2 protein-coding genes and 2 pseudogenes are annotated in these 17,720 nt (G+C 62.5%); 1 reads left to right on the top strand and 3 read right to left on the bottom strand.

The features are described 5' to 3' along the window. The first annotated feature begins 254 nt into the window (after positions 1 to 254). Positions 255 to 15,392, top strand: a complete 15,138-nt coding sequence (locus ACIA8E_RS40120; RefSeq protein ID WP_399306693.1) for an OTU domain-containing protein — start codon at positions 255 to 257, stop codon at positions 15,390 to 15,392. A gap of 249 nt (positions 15,393 to 15,641) precedes the next feature. Here ACIA8E_RS40120 and ACIA8E_RS40125 read toward each other — a convergent pair. From ACIA8E_RS40125 to ACIA8E_RS40135, 3 genes and pseudogenes are all read right to left on the bottom strand, one after another. Continuing rightward, positions 15,642 to 15,866, bottom strand: a pseudogene (locus ACIA8E_RS40125) (helix-turn-helix domain-containing protein); the annotation flags it as partial. Positions 15,867 to 15,892: 26 nt separating this feature from the next. Then, the gene (locus ACIA8E_RS40130; RefSeq protein WP_399306696.1) at positions 15,893 to 16,972 is read right to left on the bottom strand and encodes an IS110 family transposase; all 1,080 of its coding nucleotides are present in this window, start codon (positions 16,970 to 16,972) and stop codon (positions 15,893 to 15,895) included. A gap of 376 nt (positions 16,973 to 17,348) precedes the next feature. After that, positions 17,349 to 17,585, bottom strand: a pseudogene (locus ACIA8E_RS40135) (integrase core domain-containing protein); the annotation flags it as partial. Positions 17,586 to 17,720: the final 135 nt, after the last annotated feature.

A 17,720-nucleotide genomic window follows, 5' to 3' on the forward strand; every position in this document is an offset into this window, starting at 1 on the left:
TCAAGACCAACACCCCGGCCACCACACCGACCACCACACCGACCACCCCCAGCAACGCACCAGCCACCACAGAGCCCACACCCCACACCACCACCGAAATCACCACCACACCCCCTGCCTACGCCGAACACTCCCCCGCCATCGGAGCCATCAAGACCAACACCCCGGCCACCACACCGACCACCACACCGACCACCCCCAGCAACGCACCAGCCACCACAGAGCCCACACCCCACACCACCACCGACACGCGTATGAATCCGGTCACCCCGTTCGACGACGAGACTCTGCCGCCGTACAACGAGCACCCGGCAACCACCGCAGAGGGCTTCCAGCCCGGTCCTGAGGCGGACACCAAATTCAAGACGGGCGCGCCAACGCCCGCTCCGGCCAAGTCCGCCTTCGATCTCAAATCACCCACCATCGACAACGACGCACTCCACGACCCACAGCAAGCGGCTGTCACTCATCGCACACCTTTGCCACTTGATCAGCGACGCAGGGAGGATCTCTTCCGCTGGGTCAGGACGGCACTCCCGATCAGGGAAAGTGGCGTAGATGTTGAGTACTCCGATATCGAGCACCATTACGCTCGACTGCCCAAGATCCACTACCGCAGTCCGCTGCCCGTGCAAGCCCGAGTCATCGCCGAGATGATGGCGTACGGCGCCCCCCTGGCTCGGCGTGGCGGCAGTCAGTTCCCTGAAGGCTCGGCGGGTAGCGAGAGCAGCGGAACCTGGGGCTCGCGCGAGGTGTCCGCGCGCGAGCGCACCGCAGGCGGTGACGTCGGCACTGCGCCTTCGGCCTCCGACGGGTCCGCACTCCCTGGTCGCAACTCGCACGCCCCGGAACGACGTCAACCGACAGCAACGAACAGGACTGCGAGCAGGGAAGAACGCCGAGCCAGCGACGCACGGGTTGTCCCCGGGCAGCCGTTGGCCTCACAGCTCCCCACCCAAACACTCGCCATGGCCCCCTCACCGACGCCAACGAGTTCCGCTGGACATGCGTCGCAAACCGCGCAGCCCGGACGGCCCGCCAGGTCGGCAGATTTCCAGATCATTGAAACCAGTCCTAGCGGCGACTGTCTCTTCGAAGCAGTCCTGGCCAGTTGGCCTCACCAATTTCCCGGCCAAAACGACATTCCGCAGTCGATCAGCGAACTACGCATCCGCGCGGCCGAGAACTTTTCCGCCGAAATGCCTGTTCAGCTGCGCGAAAGCCGGGCCTTGGACACAGTTCTGATTGACCTGAACTCTGCAGAGCTAAACAGCCTATACGACGCAGATATGGCAAGGCAGTTCGACCCGCGGTCTCGCCACCGCACGCCATCGCAGCACAGGCCAATCACCGCAGAGCATTTGCGCAACCATGTGCGGAAGGCCCTGGATGGAGCCGACGGTGGCGAGTGGGCCGACCATCTGTGGAACAGGCTTACTCAACTGCACGGCCGCGGGGCCCTGATGCACATAGAGCGTCGGGAACTCATCAGCAGTACAGAAGGAAGTCTGGTAGAACGCACAATACGCGAACGGAATCTCTGGAACACCCCATTCGGTGACCACGTCCCCGCAGCTCTGGTCCGCGCATTGGACGTCAACATCGCCATCCACGGGAGTAAGGATCGCTCCCTCTTCCTTGGCCAAGAATCATCCCGCACGCTCCACATCCACTACAACGGTCAAAACCACTATTCTGCTCTGCAGCCGGTCGCGCGTCCGGCACCGGCCACGCACTTGGACTTTAGCGAAGGACTCCCTTCAAAGGCCGGCCTTGTGGTGCGGACCCTGGTGCCCTCGACGGTTCATCCCGCGGAGGAGCTTCTGGTATTCGCGAAAGGTAAGCCCTCCGATGGCGCCCTTGCGTCCGAGCCACCCGCCTCACCTACACCTGGAACCATGGCTCAGTCCGCGGGCCACGACCTCTCGTCGGGTGCCATCCATTCCCCGACCGACGGGCGCGAATCCACCCGGCAGAAGCCCTCCGGTAACAGCAGTAAGCCCGAGCGCGAGGACTGGAGGGAGCATCTGGACCGAATCGGCAGGGACATCGCTCCCCGCGATTCCAACAATCTTCCTGCAGGCACACCGCGTTCACGTGCCGAGGCATGGAACCGCTATCTGAGTACTCACCGTCATTACCAGAGGGTCTCGAAGGCTGCTACGGAGAGCAAGGCATCCCACCAGGAATTGGAGTTCGCCCGCGCGCAGTGGCAACAGGCCGCAGCGCAAGCACGTTCATGGGGACTGGCAGACGCTTTTTCCCTAGCCGATGACCATCGGAGCAGTTACGTCTCGGATGTCACTGTGGATCCGATAGCGCTCTCTATCGGAACATTCCGCACATCACTTCCTAACATTCAGGAACTTGTGGCCGCCATTCGCCTACAAGCTGAGGAGAGCACCCTTCAGGCGCGCAAGAATCACGCGGAGGAACTGCGGCGTAAACCATGGAGACGCATCGGTCGACTGTTCACTGGATACAGGATCCATGACGTGCCTGAGGATGTATGGAATAACTTGCCACAGCGCCTGCTGGCGAACGCCACTCATTTTCTCGACACTGACGCCTCCAATACCGCTGGTCGGGTCTTCCGCCTCAATTCCTCGATCGAGGTCCGGATCGCCCTGCAGCCAAAGGGCTCCCCACGGCGTGTACTCAATCCTGGCGCTTCTGTGCACTTCCCCGTCGACGAGCCGACACCTGGTAGCGAAAGCCATGAAACGGCAGGAAACATCCAGTCAACGTTCGACACCGGTGCCCAGGTGCAATCGACCAGTAGCACCATGAGCGGAGGCGTGAGTCTGACAGGCTCTGCTTCCTGGGGATTCCCCCTCCATGGCACCCCGGTGAACAGCCTCGCGGCCGGCGTGACGGTCTCCGCTACACGTAACACAACCACGTGGTCCAAGATGCAAATCAGGGATGCGGAACACGGTCAAGTCACGGACCCCCGGCACGCCTCCGACCTGATCACCTTTGACAAGGCACCCGTCTACCAATTCGCGGTCCGCACCGACACATCGCGCCCGTGGCAAAGCATCAAGCCGGTTATGCTGGAGACGCAGGGCGCGGACAGGATACTGCTATGGATACCGCAGAACTACCTCGGCAATCCGTCCAGGAGTAGCACACCCGTCGCCGTTGTTCACGCTGCTGACGAGAAGGTACCGCGGAACCATACTGTGCATGGCATCACTCACCTGCCAAACCTTGAAGACCAGGTCGTAAGAGCACTTCGGGAACATCTGGGCGAAGACGCCGCTCCTTTCGTGGCCGTCAACAGCAGGGAGTGGGAAAAGGTCCGCCAGCAGATTTGGAACCTACACTCCAAATTGTTTCAGGCAACTGGTGATGATGGCCACAAAATTCTCCTCGATGCGGGCGGACGGATGGTCCGAATTGTCATCCATTCTCAGATAGTGAGGGACAAGGAGCATATCCCTGCACGTATCGGTCCAACAATAAATACCAACCTTGAGGACGTTGGTACAACTATCAGTGGAACTGGAGGATCTCACGCACTGGCGAACACCAACCTCATCTCCGGATTTGGCGCAATGAACGCCGTGCCGACCACGGCCTCCGGCGAGGGTACTGGCATAGGGGTCAATGCTCATGTCAGCGAGGCTTTTACCCGCCGGGACGCTATCAGTGCCAATCGCACGGGCTTGGACGTATCAGTCCAGCGTTGGAGGGGACCGACGAATGCCTACCGCGTCACTCTTCGGCACAGGATCTCGGTGGGGAGCACGACCAAATCTCATACTACGCGGCTGGAGACGGACTCCAGCGGCACCGACATCACCAGTCAGGCCTTGCTTCACCTTCCGGAGTTCGAAGCGCGGGAGCGCGGTTTTCCTGTTGATGCGGAGGATGATACCGGCGCCAGGATGCCACGAGTACCCAAGGAAGAGGGACTGTCTGAGCCGCCGCTAAATACCCGACTGCCGACCGCTGTCGGTTCCAACGGAAACACCGACACCGACATTCCTGCGCACCACAAAAACACGAATGCCAGCCACGCGCAGGGAGCCCCTGCCGCGGCGCTCCCATCGATGATCTCCACGGCGCCTGCAAAGACAAACGGTCCTCCTGTTCCGGAACACATAGCGGAAAACCTTCACGGACTCGGGATGGCACAGGTGGTGATCGACGAGAACCAGGTCAGGAGGTTGCGCACGGAGATTGAATCCAGCTTGAATTCCCTGGGATTCCTGCCCCCAGGTCCGGAGTTGTACTCCCCCCCGTTGCAGCGGTACATGCCGCGCCTACGAAGCCAGGAGCAGAACAACGCGCTGCTTGAACGACTCATTTCAACGCAGGCCTTCGCTTCGCGGATGGACTGCCTGTTCACTGATGGTCTTCCCCTGCATTTCAAACTGAGCAAGGGGTTTGCGGGAGTTGCCTATGACGTCGACCACGTCGAAGTCAATATAAAGGCACGCATGAAGCCAGATGCTCCCCTAACTTTCCAGGGCACTAGCGATGTCAGGAGCCTCGTACGTCTTCAGATGGCCATGGGGATCGCAACGTATGAGCAGAGCGGCAGCCGGACATTCGGAGGTGGGGTGCGATTGGGGGGCGTGTACAAGCGCCTGAGAGGTCTGGCTCTAGGTCTGGATGTGAAGCGCACCGCGGGGGTGAGCAGCAGCAAGACACGGTTGACGAATCTGCCGCGACTTGCCGAATTCGCGGGAAAACTCAATGAATACCAGGCACACTTGGCGTTCGACATTTCCTATAAGGTCAGCCATTCTGGCCTCGCAGGCAGGGTGCGCCCCTGGGCCCGCAACCCGCAAGACAGCACAGTGGACGATGTCCAAGCCTTGTTCCGGCTTCCGCCGTGGAGAACTCGGGGAGACGGCAAGTTCGTATCTGCGGAGGACACGCCGCCCGAGGTCTTCAACCACGCCGTGATTCATCACATCGACACTACTGGCGTTACGGAGAAGGCTCTCGCAGTGCTGCGTCGCGGCTTGCAAATGCCCTCGTCTAGTGCCCGGCAAACGCTCATTGAAGCCACCACTCACGCCAATCTAGCAGCACATTTCTCGTACCTCTTGAAAGACGCCTTCACCCTAGAAGGCGGCGAGCCAGGCTTGTTCCGGAACTCACTGGCCATGATGGGATTGTCGGCCAGGCTGGGCAAGTCCGAGGCGGTGGACGTCACCGACCCGGTCACCTTGTCGAAAATCTCACTCGCTCTGCACCAGACCAGATCGTCCACATCCACGGGCGTCGCCGTAAGTGGCGGCCTGCTCGACCTGACCGTGGGACAGCACATCCCTCCCCACGTCATGGAAACCGGAGGATTGGACGCCAGCATGACGTGGGGCTGGGGCAGCTCGCAGAACCGCACCATCACGGGCGGCAAGGAATACATCCCCCTCGCCAATGGCCGTGCAGTCCTGTATCGCACCACGGTGACCTTTACTGTCAACGGTGCCCAAGCCGAGGTTGCCAAACTATTCAGCACGGGCGACCTACGGGTCCCGGATCAGAAGGTGGAGAACAAGGAACTTCTCTACCTGATGGCCGAACCCGACGCATTGAAGTACTACCTGTCGGGCACCTTGCCTCTCACCGACTCCCACCTCACCGACCTCATACGGCGGTGGCATTCGGAGGAGACCGGGCTGGACAGCGCCGTGATCGCACAACTACTCATGCGGTGGAAGCAGCATCCAGAGGAGGCAAAGCGGGCAGGGGTCGCTGCAGACAGCACGCCGGGCGCTGGGAGTGATGAGAATCCTGATGCTGCATCGCAGCTCACACTCACCAGCCTGGCAGGCATGGTCCGTCGGCACCACAACGAAGAGACCGCCCCCATCCTCGACAACGATGTATTGAGGTCCTTCAACCTCGCGTTTCCTGGCGCACGGGTCAACGCGGTGCAGCTAGAACTCCCCGACCACTTGACCCGGGATGACCACGGCGGTCGTTTTCTGGGCCACGTCCACCCTAGGAACATCGACTTCACCACGCCTGACGGACGGGCAGCCGGCGAGGATCTGCTGCGGGTAGTGCTCAGGCACGTCCAGAATGCCGCCCCAGACCTGCTGACGCGTGGGTCCTGGTCCGAAGGAGACAGTAGACGTCCACTGGGAACAGTTCAGGAAGCGACGTCCAAGGTACAGGCGCTTCTTGCACACCCTGAGGTTTTCCTGGACCAGATGCTCGACAGACACGGCTTCTCGTTCGACTTGATCCGGCCTACCAGCTGGGTGGCCCGGGACGTGATCCGTGTTGACGCATTCGCCCGGTTCATCGGCCCTCCTGTCGGCAAGGGGTACAAGCCGGGGTACGGGTTGGAGGTGTACGGACACAGTCAGGACACGTCCGGATCCTCTTCTTTCGAATCCACCTCACAATCCATCACCCTGCCCAAGCAGAGCTCCTCCAATAGCGACAGCCATTGGTCCGCGAACGAATCCATGGCGCTGAGCCGCGGCAACGGGTTCGGCACCAGTCAAAATCACACAGTCATCCAGGAACGCACGATCTATGACTGGGGGGGCCTTGCCGTATTTTCTCAGAAATTGGAGATCACCGTCCGCACAAGGCGGTTGCACCCTGAGGGCGAATCAGCCAACCGAATGGCGAACGAAATCGCCGAGCCGATTTCCAGCGGCACGCCCGAACAAGCGGAGACCATCACCGGCAGCGTAATTTTGGAAGTGCCGCGCAGTATCCTCCATTTCACGAGGAATCAAGAACCGCTGGTCCGGCAAGCCGAACCCGTCCCTGAGCTGCCTATCAACACCATGATCGCAGGGGTTCGGATGAACGACGCCGCCCCGGCGCTCGACAAGTTGCTCAACGACATGTTCCGCAACAGTCAAGCCCTGGATGAAAAGACCCAGACGCATCCCGTCGCAGAGGAGCTCCTGGCCAGGCCCGTGCTGGAAGCTGTCCTGCCCCAGGCGATCGAGAGACCCGTGACGCTCGCCAAGTTCCTACTCAGTCCTGCCCATCGCATGCAGCATGCCGAGCTCACGCTTCACGCCGACGCTTATGACTTGGAGATACTCGGCGAGATCCGCGGCAGCGGCACCGGCCGCTACGACAAACGGCTGGAAGGTACCGCCAGCGGATACTCCGACACGCACCTGCGCCCCGCGTTGCACGCAGGCTTCGACGTGCCCGTCCGTACCGGGCAGGACAGCGTCGATCTGGGCAACGTCGCAGGAACCCGCGCCACCGCACAGAGCGAGGGCTGGGAGGACAGCCACTCCCCCCGTGGCGAGGGGCACATCAAGGAACAGCAAGACCTGCTGCTGGTCCGCTTGCGACTGCGGGCCCACATCACAGCCGCGGTCGCTCGGGAGCATTCCCTGCCGCTTCACGAGACCACAGCCGAAGGTAAGTTCCGAAGCCGGAATTTCTTCGGCGAGATAGAGGGTTACCTGCCCCAGGCACAGCTCGACAGAATTCTGGCTGTCCAGGCCGAAAACGCCCAAAATAGTCCGCCCTCGTCACACGAGTGGAACCCGCCTGCGAACAGCGTCACCTACAACCTCCAAACCCTGCTGACCGGCTACGCCAAACAGCCCGGGGCTCAGAAGGACCGCGCTGCCATGGCATTGTCCGAGATGATCAACAAACTTGCCCGGGAACAGTCCACAGTGGATCTGGGCATCTCCGCGAACGTCCAGGACCCCTCCTTGTCGCGGTTGGCCACCCACACCCGTGCATTGACATTCGACCTGCGTATGGATCAGTTGCGGACAGCCGCGCGGCAAGCAGGAGCGCCTATCGCCCGCGAGCATCTCCCGACGGCAAGGGAGGCGGCCGCGCACCCTGCTATGTCGCCCTTGAGCGTGCACCCCGTGCACCTGGTGCGTGACATCGCGCTCATCTTGGAGTCCTATGTGCACTTGCGTATCACTGACGGTACAAGCCGTCCCCTCCGACAGTGGTGGATCAGCCCTGCTGGCCGAGTCCACGCCTTCGATCCCCGTACCAGGCTCGACGGGAACGGCATGGAACGCGAAGACCTTACAGTGCCCAGTGCGCTCGCTGCCGGCCTTGTAACCCAACGTTCGGCCGACGACCTGAGTCTGTGGGGCGCGGACGACAAGACCCTTGGATCGCTGTACCGAACATCCTGGGACACTGGCAGAACTTTGGACCAGGCTGTCCGAGACGAAATGGCACTCCACCACCAGCGGCTGGCCTCCATCGACCCGAAATTGCCCGACTTTCTCAGGCAGGCCGTTCATGCTCAGCAGCACGCCTCCGACGCGGTCAACGAAGCCGGCAACGAGGTGGCTTCTTGGAAGGAGAAGTCGCCAGCTCGCAGTGAAGAAGCAGGCCAGCACGTGCAGTCCCTGTCTGACGCGCGTGGGAGGCTGCGAGCCGCCGAAGACCTTCTGGGGCTCTGGTCCGAGCGCGTAACGTACCTGCGCGCCATTGCGGCGCGCACCATTCACACGGCGCCCTTCCCTTCCTCCTCAGATGTCCGCGCCCGCCTGTACTCCCGAAGCGATGAAGGCGTCGGGAACCTTCTCACCCCATCCAACGACAAGGTGCCAGTCACGCTCGCGGGGGAGCGAGCCCCGCACCTGTTGACGGACCCGGGCGCTGCGACCCCCGCCGCACTGGTCAGCACCATGCCCACCCTGCCGGACCACCTTGCGACGTACACCTTCGAATCGGGTGCGAAGAAGCTCGGGGCATATCACATGGAGCGCCTGCGCCAACTGGGTGGGTACATGGCAGAACAGCATAAGCGCCGGGAAGAACATGCGCTGCCGCCCGTCCGACTGACAGTCTGGGTGGGCAGCAACAACAACAACTCTGCCAAGGCAGACGCATCTCGGACGGCGCGTGGCCGGTGCATCAAAGAGGCGCTGGCGAGCGCGCTCCCGCTGGCCCCGAAGCCGACTGTGGGCATTCAGGTGCGAAACCTCAATGAGCGTCCGAGTCCGGGCGGCTCCGTGCCGATTAGTAGAAGGGAACAGCGCCGGCACCAGCTGACCGCGATAGTCGACATCGATGTCGTTGATGAAGCCGCTCCCCGTAGTTCAGCGCTTGCGGAAAAGGAACCGGCAACCGGCCAGAACCCTCCCACTCCGGCAGACCATACGGTTGTCGCTGGCGATCATGACAGTCCCGGGCCCGTCGACGGCACACCCCGTTCCGGCCACGATAAGGCGCACGCTCCTGCCGACCAGAACCACCTCGGCGCCCCGTCCTTGCACACCAAGGTCACTACACATGCGAATTCGGGGTATTACAGACCGGCCGATCGTGCCGCCCGACTGGTGCGACTGACTGCTCTTAGAAGGGCACGGCGCATGAGATCGGCCGCTCGCGCCGCGGCATCGCAAGCGCGCCTCACCAGAATCCCAGAAGTCGACGAGCCAGCGGACATCTCCCGCGCGCAGGGACCGATGGTCGCCCTGGTTAGCGCCGCTCCCGAATCGCACACCTCGAGCTTCCCGACGCCGAACGGTTCCCCGAATGAGGAGTCCACGCTCAGCGAGTTCCGTCCATCGACGACGGCCGACGTAATCGAGCGCACTCTGATGGGTGACACACAGGCCGATCAAGTCCCTGCACCAACGCGCGTACGCGGCGATGAATCCCACTCGGATGCCAGCGTTCCCCGGACGCCCCAGACGGGCACCGAGGCAGAGGCCCCCGTGCCCCATCCGGCAGAGCGGGGCCCAAACAGCCCGGCAGCCCCCGCAGTTGGCGAAGTACCCTGGTTCGTCAAACACGGAATGATCGGCCAGAGCACTGTCACCGGGGCCCCTCCATGGGACGCTGCACGGGCCAAGGCCGAGACACTCAAAGTCATGACGACATTCGCCGTCTCCGGAATACCCTCACATGTCCACCAAGCGGTCCGGTCGGCAATCCAGCAGAGTCTTATGGAGATCGGCATAGAACCAGGCTCTCGCGGTGACGTCGAGAGCGGGGGGGCGCCAGCAACAGAGTTGCTTCTCAAGGGAAAGCTGCTCAGTATCGACGGGAAACTCGTGTGGGTCCGGCCGGTCCTGGACAACATCGTGGCGCAGCCAGCGGGACCTACCGACGGCCCATGGCGGAAATACGACGTTAGCTTCGCTTCCACTGCTTCAGAGGATGTACGCGAACAAGCCAAGCGCCGAACCGGTGAGCTACTTGTCGGCACCGCTTTCAATGCCGGAGCTATCGCGAGCTCCATCCTCACTCAGGCTCCGGTGGTCCTTGTCGACACTGCCACCAAGGAGACAAGTGGAATACGCAGCAATGTAATCACGGGCCGCAAACTGTTCGTCTCCGGCGTCAACGCGTTCACTGGCGGGTTGCGCTTCGACGTATTTATCGACGGTGAGCCGCTGCCGCTCCAGGACGGCAAGACCCCCGTTGTCGTGGCTCGAAACCTTAGCCTCGAAATCCCTCGCGAGTACACCCGTCCGGGCGTATCGCAAGCAGATATCACACAGCGGCCCCAGGGAAATATACGCCAGCGGGAGCAGGAATTCCGGCGTAGCGGTGAAATCCTTAACGCCGTCGATATGGCGCCTGTGCTGCTGAAAGTTATGCGCGACCTCATCAAGAAATACGAAATCGACTCGCGTACGGTTGGGAAGATCATCGGAGAGCTGCAGCGAACCTTTAATGAGTTGACCCAAATCAATCGTAGGCAGCACGTGGCCACCGATCTCGGAGGCGGTGACCCCACGGGAAAAATCAGGGTCGGAACCGGCCCGCTGGCTCGTGTGAAGTTCCGGGGGCACGTCCGGCTTAAGTGGGGTCTCAACAGCGTGCAGCTGCTCGACGTTGCTCCAGGCGTCTCGGTCCGCGAAGATAAGGGCGGCGGAACTTCTATCATCCATGGCAAGGGAAACGATAGTAAGGTCGGCGTGTTCGTCGGAGGCAATATGATTGGCCTAATCGACCCTAGCTTTCCCCACCAAGACATCAAGGGCGTGGCGCCTGCAGCCGGGGGCACAGTCCGGTATTCCGTTGGCGCTGATGCTGTGCACTCCCAGCAGACTTCCAGGCACCACGTGCTCAAGGAGACAGATCTCGATTTGGCCCGATACCGGGTCACGCTCAACATGCAGATGTCGTGGTTCTCCCGTACGCACAGAAAGCTCGACCGTGACCCCATGACCGTCACAGTCGACGCGGAACTAGGGATTCCCTGGCGCAACGCCGCGGGTGCCGCCGATTTCGAAAGGCGCGTACTGGGTGACGTGCGCACACCTTACGTACGTACGGCTCCCACTGGCACAAGTACGGGCGTACTTCTGCGGCCGGTGAGTCCTCAGCCCCACTTTCGAGCCCTGCCGGAAAGGAGCGGGATCGTCAGGCCTCATCTGCACCAGAGGGAGCCGGATGAACTGCGCGAACCGCTCGGCGATACAGGTACTGAGCCGGTGCCCATGGCGCTTCGCGCCCGCCAGGGCCTGGGGACAAGTGTCGTCCTGGCACTGCCCGGCGCCGAGATTGTCGAGGATCTCGTACGTAAGCGCCTGGAAGAGGTCTCCAATTATCGTGGGGGCCTCATCGGTAAATTTGACCATCTGTTCGGCTGGCGCAGCCCCTTCAAGGGCATCTCTGCGACCGACAGCGAGATCGCGGCAAAGGTCAGTCCCGCTGCCCTGGAGGCTGACCTCGATGCCCTTTTGGCGGGGAAAAAGTTCATGATCACTACTGGAAACAGCCCAGCCGAAGTGGGTCTGCGCGCTCACCTGCGCAAGCACATTGGCAGCGAGCAGTACAGCAGCATGATCTTCAACACTCGTGCGTTGTCGGGCGAGACCGTCGACGGTCGCAGCCACCGAGAGCTCGCCCTGGGCATCGGCCTCGGCGGTGGACCACGGATCGACTTGCCCTCACACACCCGGCTGCAGATGCTGGTTCTGCGATTCCAGGCCAGATTCGGCTGGAGCAGGGCCATAGGCGAGACCACCGAATCCAAATCGTACCGGCGCATGGAGAACACTGCTCCGAACTCGGTAGTGCACGAGTACGACGTAATCTACGAAGTGCACATTCGCCCATTGCACCGCGGAAGTAAAGGTAAAACGGACACCTACTGGCTTAGTGGGCCAGGTCGGCTGACAGCTCAAGTCGTCGTTCCCAAGGAGCAGCAGCCCGTAAAGCCCGCTACACAAGATCAGTTGGCCAGCATTGGCACTACCAGTGTGCTCCGGTCCCGGCCAACCGACACCCACATCGACTTCTCTCGCGGCACGGGTGGCGTTCTGCCTACTTTCCACGTGATTCCCAAAGTCGCGGAGGTCGCCACCGACCTGTACTTCACCACCACCGGCAGGACCGGTGACAACGGGGCCGGGCTGTTCCACCAACAGCCCAAGGCGATCCTCGACGTCGTTCACCCCAGTGGACTGTCCGCCAATCTCGCCCGGCTCACCAGCGGTGGCCTCTCGGTCGATCTGCCTACGCACGAAGGGATTTATTACTCTCTCAACCTCCAACTCGCCCTGCACGCACCACATCGTATTTTCGCTACCGAAGGCGATACCGAGATCGAGCAGTATTCCCAGTCCAGCAGACGGCACGCGAAAACAAAGGAGAAGGTCCGCGGAGTCGATGCGGAGGCCTCGATCGCCGCTGTCCACAAGTTCGGTATCGATGCCGGCGACGACGGCGCGATCATCGATCCGAATCAGTCCGACGAGCCAGAATCACACCACGGTCCCGACGCAGGTGGCCGAGTAGGCGGACTGATCCATCTGAGCAGCGGGAAGACCTGGATAGAGGCCGAGACGACCATTACAGGGGCCATCGACATCACGCGGGCGACCTACAGCGGCCGACCGGCCATCTTCCGGGCCGACCCCGTCTTCAAGATCACCATCACCGGCCGCAAGGGCGACCACGCCTTTTCGCGAACCCGTTACGTCCGAGCGAGGGAAGCAGTGGAGTTGATGGTGCCCCCGCGGCGCGTCGAAGACATTCTGCCTCCGGCTGCCGAAGCGGCCGAGCGCACCGCGCGAGGTCAGAACATCGACTCCACGACGCAGGCGCCCGGCAGGGCATCCGATACACCGGCGCTCCCCCTTACGGCCCAACAGGTGCAACGCCAGTTCATCGGCGGTCGTGTGCAGCTGACCTCGGCTCATGCCGAATTGTTCACGGCGGACGACGTCATTCCTAGAATCATGAACCGACTCCGTGAGCTGGGTATCATCCGCACTCGACTCAACGCACGGAATCAGGAAGTGATCCCTTACGACCATTGGCAGCGTGCCATCGAAGCCGTCTACGGGCGCCACGCCTTGGAGCTCAACTTCCAGGTGATCTACGGAGGCGGCCTGCGAGCGGTCTTTCCCATCCCCGGCCTCTTCGGCTCCGCCCGAGTCGTATCCGTCAACCTTATCGGCGAGTCCATCGATGCTCCCCATGCCGAGCGCCCTCGGCCCGAAGTTAAGCTCACCCTGCGCGGTGAGTCTGTCGTCGAAAGCAAATCAGAGGAGAAGCAGACACCTCACACGAGTATCGGCGGCTTCCTCACTGGCCGCGGTGGCACGGAAACATCCCAGAGTCACGGGCACAGGCACGGTGGGGCTGAGCTCCTCACCGGGTACGTCAACAGCCGCAGCCGCGGTGAGGAGAAGGCCCGTAAAGCAACGTCCATACTCCGGGCGAACCCCCGGAAAGGATCGCACGAATTCGAGACCACAGGTTCTCTGCGCCTCGAAATGGCGGTGACCCGGGGATGGCCTGCCTTGGTCGAGCCAGTTAGCGCGCTCATCGACAGCGGTATCGGCGTCGTCGGCGGAGTCGCCAGGCCATATCGCCCGGCCAGCAAGGAACTTGTCGCAGAATGGGCCCATCAGCACCGTCTCGGCCTCATGCACGACCACGGCCATGAAGAACCCGTAACGGCCCACATGCGCCTGCTGGTACCCGCCCACATGACCGAAGCCCTTGACAGGCAGCGCCAGGGAGACGAGCGGCGGAGCCCTACCGCCCCCGCCCTGACCCGCCTCACCGGCATGCAGCCGACCTGGCGCCCGCACATCCCCCCACCACTGGGCCGGACCGCCCGACACCTCGCCAGCCATCTGCACAGCGGTGACATCCCCGCCTGGCAAGTCCTTCGGGACTGGATCAAGCGCGCCGCCGACAGCACCAAGAGCGACCTGAGTACTTTCCACGACGGCAGCCACGCGCTGACCCAACGCGTGGACCTCACCACCTCAGCTGGCCGCGGATACCAGCTCATGACCAGCCAGGCCATGCTCCGCCCCAACCTCGAGCAGCTGCTCGCCCACACTTACGAACTTGCCGTCAATGGCCGCATCGCGAGAATCGGCCTAGATTTGTCCAATGCTAGAGTCATGTCTGAAAAGGCAGGCAGGGGAGACTACAAATCCCGCCGCTACAGCCAGGTCGACAGCGAGAAGGGAAGTACCTCCCACGGCGCCAGCGAACGGTTCACGGGGTTCGGCCCGGAAGCGGGCGGCAGTGTCGGTGCTGACGCGATGCTAGGCCGCGCGCCGTTCGAGTTCGGCAGCGAGAGCGGCTCAAAGCACAAGGCCACGCTGGCCCAGACCGTGGAGCGCAACAAGGAGGGCACTCAGGCGCACGTTCACATGGTCTTCGACGCGAAAATCGTCGCCACCTTTGAACACATTCCCGGACACCAATTCACGGTGATGGCCAGAGACGGCTACTACGCCATGGCCGCTCTCACTCCCGACAGCCTGGCGCTGCAGGGCGAGCTTCTCACGACGTATCCAGAAATGTTTGCCCACGTTCTGGATTCCCTTGATCCCGGTCCGGCGTCTGCTGCCGCCACGCACATCGCGGTCGCGCCCGAGCTACCGGGCGACTCCGTCCCAGTCCCCAGGCACCAGGCCAGCCACAGCTCGCTGGGCCGGCCCAAATCCCTGGCCCTCGTACGAGCCCTTGCTCACCACTTCCCGCCACCGGGCGCCGCGGCGCAGGCGCCCACGCCTGGCACTCCCCTTGACGGCATCAACGGGGTAAAGAGACGCCTGGTGACAGCCGGTGAGAACACATCCTGGGATGTCACGATCACCGACCACGGAGATCTGCTGCTGCACAGCGAGGGTTCCGTCATATTTGGTGACCAAGACCTTAGAGAACTCCACGGGGCCATAGCGCCGCACCACCCCGGTCTCACAATCGCGGACCTGGCCATGGAATTGCAGAGTCTGGGCACTAGTGGTCTCGCAGTCCGCTTCTCCGCGCCGCCCGGAGCGAACCCCGCTGTGCCAAGGGTGTCCGGAAGACTGCACCGCACTTCCGCTGACGAGTGGGTCGTCACGGACGGGGAGGGAGAAGCTGCCAGAGTACTAGCGGTGCTGCAAGCAGATGCCGTCGGCCATGCGCTCGACATAGCTGCACGGCTCTCTGACGAACTCGGAATAGCTGTGCGCCACGTCAACTCGTGAGTCGGAACTACCAGGGAAGCCACCCCTCAACCGACCTCACGGTCTGTGAAGGTTGAGGGGGGCATATACGGTGCAAGGTCACTCCTTCGTGGCGATGTGTCGGGGGAGCGGTAGCACGACAAACTCATCGTCGTCGTGCCGATTGCCGGTCGCCATCACCACTGTCAGCGGCTTCGGCACTGTGGGCTCATATGGACTTGATCCAAGGCCGGGTAGTTAACGGATTCGTGCTGGTGGCAAGGGGTTTATGCGGCGACGCTCCCGCGAGATCCTCGAAGGCGAACGGCAAAGCCAACTCGCGATCTCACGGACCCCAACATCCTGAGCACACCCCACGGCGATGTCCTCGCGCTCGGAATACGACAGGTAGTGTCCCGACACCGTCGGCGAAAGGTTCGCTCTCACGCCCCCAGCGTGGCGAAACCACCGTGTCCCGACCGCGCACGACACCCCGACCTCGGCCGCCGCTTCCTCTGCCCCCCCGAGGCTGCTATATCAAGTCAAGCTGCTTGAGGGAGATCTTCTGCGGTGATCTGCTGTGCGGGCTGATCTCCTCGTTCGAGGAGTTTGAAGAGCTGCCGGCAGATTGCACGCTTGAGGCAGCGTTGTGCGTCTCTTGCGGTCTTTCCCTCGCTGATTCGACGGGCGACGTAGGCGCGGGTTGTCGGGTCGAGGCGGATGCGGATCAGGGTGATGGTGTGGAGTGCCCGGTTGAGCTGTCGGTCTCCGCTGCGGTTGATCCTGTGCCGGTTGGTCAACCCTGACGAGGCAGGGATTGGGGCTACGCCCGCGAACGCCGCAAACGCTGCCTCGGACCGGAAGCGGCCGGTGTGCGACCAGCTGATCAGGATCTGGGCAGCACTGATCGGCCCGACGCCTTGCAGCGCCAGCAGTTCGGGGGCGACCGTACGAACGAGCGCGAATAGCTCCGCTTCGAGCTCCTTCGCCTCAGAGCGCAGGGCTTCGATGCGCTGCGCGGCGCTTCGCAGGGCGCGAACGGTCATGCGGTGCTCGATGTCCTGGGTCGGCCGGTCCCGCAGCTTCGCGCATTGAGCAATCTGGTCCTTGCTCTTCATGCCTCGGAGTTCGACGCGGAGCTCGTCGGGTGCCGAGATGATCAGGGCCTTGAGCAGGTTGATCGCAGCCGTGCAGGCCAGGACGGCGCTCTGGCGGGTGGCAAGTAGGACCCGAAGTGCTTCGCGTTCACCGCGGCGTCGTGGGTGAATGAGGTGTTCGGTCGCCAGGGCCTCCCTGGCTGCGCGGACAGCATCAAGCATGTCGGTCTTGCGCCCGCCTCGGACCGCGGGACGCTTGGGCCGGCACACCTCGACGACGCTATCACCAGCCGCGTCCAGGAAGGCGGCAAGCCCGGCGCCATAGGAGCCGGTCCCCTCCAGCGCCCAGCAGCGCCGGCCCGGAATGTGCTGGCGGGCGAAGTCCAGCAGCTGCTGGTAACCCCGGGCGTTTGCAGGCGAATCGGTGCTGGCGAGGACGGCGCCGATGGGGCTGACGGTCGCTGCGGCAAGGGTGTCCCGGTGCGTGTCGACGCCGATGACGCCGTCGACCTGTTCTGCGAGCATGGTCACGCGGTTGTTCTCCTTCAAGGGCTGGACGACCGTGGTCGGCGTCGGCCTGGGTGGAGTCACCGCGTGGCAGAACTGTGATGAGTCACGTCGAGATGGCGGACAAGCTGCTGATCAAGCCAACGGGGTGGGCCAGGCCGACGCCGACGTCCGGCAGACATCTCGGGGGCACGGCAAGCTCTGACGAGCCGCCAGTTACCGTTTCGGGTCATGCCGGAACGCCAACGCCAGCCTGGCAGCAACCCAACCCGGGCCGCAGGTCGACTATCACAGTTACCGTTTTTGTGGCTCCGCAATGGGGCCTCCGGCCTTCGGGTCCGGCATGACTTCTGAGGGGCCCTGCGCTTCTCGGACAGCGGTGTTGAGGTTCTGCCTATGCCGCTGCCTGCAACTCTTCGTACTCGGCGTGGACTTCTGCGGGAGTCTTGTAGCCAAGTCCGGAGTGGAGGCGCTTTCGATTGTAGAACATCTCGATGTAGCGGACGATAGCCCGGTGGGCGTGTGCGCGTGTTGGGAACGTAGTTCGGTGCACGAGTTCGTTTTTGAGGGCGCCGAAAAATGATTCAGCCATCGCATTGTCCCAGCAGACACCGGTGCGGCCGACCGACGCTCGCAGACCCAACGAACTGAGCTTGGAACGAAGTTCCCGAGACACATATTGGGCGAGTTCAACCGGTCGTTGCAACACCGGGCTGTTGTAGTGAGCGTAGTTGCTCCTCGAAGACCTCGGCTGGTGTCCGCCAAC

The sequence above is a fragment of the Streptomyces sp. NPDC051664 genome (genome assembly GCF_044453545.1).
Classification (GTDB): domain Bacteria; phylum Actinomycetota; class Actinomycetes; order Streptomycetales; family Streptomycetaceae; genus Streptomyces.

What these genes read in the sequence shown, in the direction of transcription:
- ACIA8E_RS40120 (WP_399306693.1), top strand. Translation starts at nt 255, where the DNA reads ATGAATCCGGTCACCCCGTTCGACGACGAGACTCTGCCGCCGTACAAC.
- ACIA8E_RS40130 (WP_399306696.1), bottom strand. Translation starts at nt 16,972, where the DNA reads ATGCTCGCAGAACAGGTCGACGGCGTCATCGGCGTCGACACGCACCGG.